The sequence below is a fragment of the Lysobacter enzymogenes genome, assembly GCF_017168095.1.
Lineage (GTDB): Bacteria > Pseudomonadota > Gammaproteobacteria > Xanthomonadales > Xanthomonadaceae > Lysobacter > Lysobacter enzymogenes_D.
In genome coordinates, this window is the sequence record NZ_LXSD01000516.1 from 1 (window position 1) to 4,113 (window position 4,113).

Annotated in this window: 6 protein-coding genes; 3 read left to right on the forward strand and 3 right to left on the reverse strand. The window is 71.5% G+C overall.

Translation table 11 applies throughout. The features are described from left to right. Window positions 1-130 precede the first annotated feature (130 nt). The gene (gene ubiE / locus A7A76_RS20915) at window positions 131-895 is read right to left on the reverse strand and encodes a bifunctional demethylmenaquinone methyltransferase/2-methoxy-6-polyprenyl-1,4-benzoquinol methylase UbiE (protein ID WP_206413117.1); all 765 of its coding nucleotides are present in this window, start codon (window positions 893-895) and stop codon (window positions 131-133) included. Between the two features lie 70 nt (window positions 896-965). Beyond that, window positions 966-1,070 carry a DUF6053 domain-containing protein gene (locus A7A76_RS26975; RefSeq protein ID WP_428995213.1) on the reverse strand — a complete coding sequence of 35 codons (105 nt, stop codon included), beginning with the start codon at window positions 1,068-1,070 and terminating at the stop codon, window positions 966-968. A gap of 47 nt (window positions 1,071-1,117) precedes the next feature. Here A7A76_RS26975 and A7A76_RS20920 point away from each other — a divergent pair, with 47 nt between their 5' ends. Next, window positions 1,118-1,594 (forward strand): GNAT family N-acetyltransferase, encoded by a 477-nt coding sequence (locus A7A76_RS20920; protein ID WP_206413118.1) that lies wholly within the window; start codon window positions 1,118-1,120, stop codon window positions 1,592-1,594. Here A7A76_RS20920 and A7A76_RS20925 read toward each other — a convergent pair. After that, window positions 1,568-2,470 (reverse strand): DUF417 family protein, encoded by a 903-nt coding sequence (locus tag A7A76_RS20925; protein WP_206413119.1) that lies wholly within the window; start codon window positions 2,468-2,470, stop codon window positions 1,568-1,570. The two genes, A7A76_RS20920 and A7A76_RS20925, sit on opposite strands and share 27 nt — an antisense overlap. A gap of 170 nt (window positions 2,471-2,640) precedes the next feature. Between A7A76_RS20925 and A7A76_RS20930 the strand changes: the two genes are divergently transcribed. Continuing rightward, a complete protein-coding gene (locus tag A7A76_RS20930; protein WP_091803658.1) occupies window positions 2,641-3,096 on the forward strand; it encodes a nucleoside deaminase in 456 nt (151 codons plus the stop codon). Window positions 3,097-3,153: 57 nt separating this feature from the next. Continuing rightward, window positions 3,154-4,113, forward strand: a 960-nt coding sequence (locus tag A7A76_RS20935) for a hypothetical protein (protein ID WP_206413120.1), incomplete at its 3' end; no start/stop codon positions are given.

Sequence of the window (4,113 nt, forward strand, 5' to 3'; positions counted from 1 at the left end):
CGCCTGGCTGCGTCTCTTACAGAACGTCATCCCCGCGAACGCGGGGATCCAGAGACTTCAGCGCCATGCTCCACAAAGAAAAACGCCGGGCGATGCCCGGCGTTCTTCGTCGCGCGACCAAACGCCGCGCTCAGGCCTTGTAGCCGGTATGCACCGCGCAAATCCCCGCCGACAGGTTCTTGTAGTCGACCCGCGCGAACCCGGCATCGACCATCATCCGCTTGAGCTCGTCCTGCGGTGGATGCTTGCGGATGCTCTCGGCCAGATACCGGTAGCTGTCGCTGTCGCCGGCGAACAAACGGCCCAGCTTCGGCAGCACGTTGAAGGAATGGAAGTCGTAGATCGGCTTGAACCACTCGGCCTTCACTTCCGAGAACTCCAGCACCCGCGCCTGGCCGCCGACCTTGAGCACGCGCAGCATCTCGCGCAGCGCGGCGTCCTTGTCGGTGACGTTGCGCAGGCCGAAGGCGATGGTGACCAGGTCGAAGCTGGCGTCGGGGAACGGCAGCGACTCGGCGTTGCACTGCACGTACTCGAAACCGGACACGCGGCCGCGGTCGGTCATGCGGTCGCGGCCGACCTTGAGCATGTCGTAGTTGATGTCGCCCAGCACGATGCTGCCGCTGTCGCCGACCCGGTCGCGCAGCAGCGCGGCGATGTCGCCGGTGCCGCCGGCCAGGTCGAGCACGCGGTCGCCGCGGCGGACCTGGGCGGTGGCGGTGAAGTAACGCTTCCAGACCCGATGGATGCCCAGGCTCATCAGGTCGTTCATCAGGTCGTAGTTGCCGGCGACCGAGGAAAACACTTCGCCGACCAGCTTGCGCTTCTGCCCGCGCGGCACCTCGCGGAAGCCGAAGTGGGTGGTGTCGTCGGTCTGGGGCTTGGATTCGTTCATGGGCGCGATTATCGCATGCCGGCCGGGCCCGGGCTTTGCCGCAGCGGCAGGCCTTCAGGCCCGGGCCCGCTCATGTGGGAGGGCCTTCAGGCCCGATGCCTTCGGCTCGGATCCCCGCGACCTGATCCGAAGGCATCGGGCCTGAGGGCCCTCCTGCAAAATCCCCCGAAAGGATTAGCCCGGCCCCGCTCTGCCGCGCCCGCGCTTTGGCATGATGCGGGGATGACCGCGACCGTGAGCTGGCAAGCCAAGCGTTACGCCGACCTGAGCCTGGACGAGCTCTACGAGCTGCTGCGCCTGCGCTCGCAGGTGTTCGTGATCGAGCAGAACTGCGTCTACCTCGACCCCGACGACAAGGACCGCCACCCCGAGGCGGTGCACTTGATGGGCCGCGCCGCCGACGGCCGGCTCGCGGCCTATCTGCGCATCCTGCCGGCCGGGCTGAGCTATCCCCAGGTCAGCTTCGGCCGGGTGCTGACCGCGGCCGAGTTCCGCGGCCAGCGCCTGGGCGGGCCGCTGCTGGAGGCGGCGCTGATCGAGATCGAACGGCGCTGGCCCGGCGCCGACATCCAGATCGGCGCGCAATCGCACTTGCAGGCCTATTACGGCCGCTACGGCTTCGCGCCCTCGTCCGAGCCCTACGTCGAAGACGGCATCCCGCACATTGACCTGCTACGCCGCGGCCGCGGCGCGGCCTGAGCCGCTGCGGCGATCGGCCGCACCGGCGCGCAGCAGCGCCACCGCGCCGAGCAGCAGCAGGCCGTCCTTGAGCAGGAACTGACCGGTGCCGCCGACGAACGGGAAGCCGTAGCCGGGCTGCCAGCCCGGCAGGCTCAGCAGGAACGTGTTGGTCAACAGGTAAGTGAACACGGCCGCGAACAAGCCCCAGCGCGCCACCTGCGGACGCCACGGCCACGCCGCGATCAGCGCCGCGGTCAGCAGCTCGATCAGGCCGATCAGATCCGACGCGCCCTGCACGCCCAGCGGCCCGTACAGCCAGGAAAACAGCGGGCTGCTGCGCATCAGCCCGGCCACGCCCTCGGCTTCGACCAGGGTGAACTTCATCAGCCCGATCCACACCAGCACCAGCAACTGCCCGGCCCACAGCGTCCACAGCGCGCGCTCGCGGCCGCGCGCGCAGCCGCGTTCGTGCGCGAACACGCCCAGCGCGAGGCCGGCGATGCCCAGGTGTTTGAGCAAGGTCTGGCCCGAGCCGATCACCGGGAATCCGCCGTACGGCGGCTCGTGGATCCACGCCGCCGGGCTCAGCAGGCCGAGCAGGCCGGCGGCCCAGAACAGCATCGCCGCGAACGCCGCATCGCGGCGCCAGCGGCCCGCGGGCGCGATCAGCAGAGTCGCGCCGATCGCACCCTCCAGCGCGCCCGACGCCGGACTCAGCCAGTGCGCCTGCGCGGCCAGCGCCGGCAGGCCCGCGCCGGCCAGGGACTTGCCCAGGGCCGCCGCCTCGAAGGGAAAGGCGCGCATCGCGCCGAACCACAGCATCGCCAGCCCCAGCGCCCGCGCCGAAACCGCCCACACGCGCGCCATCGGCGCGCGTTCCATCGCCACGTGCATCTCACCGCTCCAACGTCCGCGCGCATCGGCGCCCACGTCCACAAGAGGCCGGCGCGGCGCGAAAAGGTTCGCGCAGGATTCGTGCGAAGTTCGCGTCAGGATCGCCCCCGCCCCTCGACCCGGGCGCGCCGGCGCGCCAGACTGCACGGCGATACGCACCGGAGCTCCGCATGATCGCCACCCCCGACTACCGCGCCCTGCTCGCCACCGCCGTCGCCGAGGCCCGCCAGGGCATCGCCGAAGGCGGCATCCCGATCGGCGCGGCGCTGTACCACAACGACGGCCGCCTGCTCGGCTGCGGCCACAACCGCCGCATCCAGGAGAACGACCCCTCGGTGCACGGCGAAACCGACGCCTTCCGCAAGGCCGGCCGCCAGCGCCGCTACCGCGACACCATCATGGTCACCACCCTGGCGCCGTGCTGGTACTGCAGCGGGCTGGTGCGCCAGTTCAACATCGGCACGGTGGTGGTCGGCGAATCGGTCAACTTCCGCGGCGGCATCGACTGGCTGCGCGAAAGCGGAGTCGAGGTGATCGATCTGGCCGACCAGGAATGCATCGAGATGCTTGGCGGCTACATCGCGGCCAATCCCGAGGTCTGGAACGAGGACATCGGCGAGGACTGAGCCCGCCGCCGCGTCCTTCGCGACAGACCAGGAATCGGACCAGGAAACGGAGTTCCCATGCCCCCACGCATCGCCTGGCCGCTGCTGCCACTCGCCGCCGCGCTGTTCGCGCCGGCGGCGGCGCAAGCGCCCGACTGCGGCGCCGCCGCCGAGATCGCGCTGATCTGCCGCCAGGCCGAAGACGGCCGCAAGGCCAGCCTGGTGCGCACCGAGCTGCCCGCGCGCGGCGGCTGCGCGCAGCCGCTGCTGGAAACCTTCACCGACAGCGATCGCGACCGTCCGCGCAGCATCGCCCTGGCGGTGGGCCAGACCGGCGAGTGCCGCTTCGCCGACGGCGGCCGCCTGCGCGTGCAGGTGCAGGCCGAACCGCCGCCGCCCGCGGGGCCGTGCAGCCGCGCGCCGTCGGCGAGCTTCACCTTGTGGCTGGACGACCGCCGCGTCGCCGACCGGCGCCCGGTACGCGACCGCTGCGAGATCGCGCCGACGCCGTGGATGTACCGGGTCGACCGCGATGCGGTGTACGACTGCAGCAACGGCGATTGCGGGCCGCTGCTGGCGCCGGATCAAACCTTGGCTTCGTTGCCGGTGGATGCCGCGATCGCGCCGGAGGCCGCGGCGAACGCGGCCGCGGCCACAGCGGCCGCCACGGCGAGCACTCTGCAACGCCTGCTCGACCGCGGCCCGGTCTGCGCCGAACTCGAACGCCAGCTCGCGCTGGACTGGAACGCGCTCGACCCGTTCCGCCGCGGCGCCGACGACGGCGCGCCGCTGCAGCGCGTGGTCGCCGCCGAAGCGCCGGCCGGAACCGCGCTGCCGGACGGATTGGAATTCATCCACGGCCCGTGGCGCGCGTTCGACTTCGATTTCGACAACGACGGCGCGATCGACCGCGTCTACCTCGGCGACACCCGCGGCCTGGAGGGTTGGTATTCCTCGCCGCTGCTGGTGGCGGCCGGCGCCGCCGCCGACGGCTTTCGCGCGCGCGACGGCGCCGCGCCGCAGGCGGTGCCGTGCCAG

What these genes read in the sequence shown, in the direction of transcription:
- ubiE (WP_206413117.1), bottom strand. Translation starts at nt 895, where the DNA reads ATGAACGAATCCAAGCCCCAGACCGACGACACCACCCACTTCGGCTTC.
- A7A76_RS20920 (WP_206413118.1), top strand. Translation starts at nt 1,118, where the DNA reads ATGACCGCGACCGTGAGCTGGCAAGCCAAGCGTTACGCCGACCTGAGC.
- A7A76_RS20925 (WP_206413119.1), bottom strand. Translation starts at nt 2,470, where the DNA reads ATGCACGTGGCGATGGAACGCGCGCCGATGGCGCGCGTGTGGGCGGTT.
- A7A76_RS20930 (WP_091803658.1), top strand. Translation starts at nt 2,641, where the DNA reads ATGATCGCCACCCCCGACTACCGCGCCCTGCTCGCCACCGCCGTCGCC.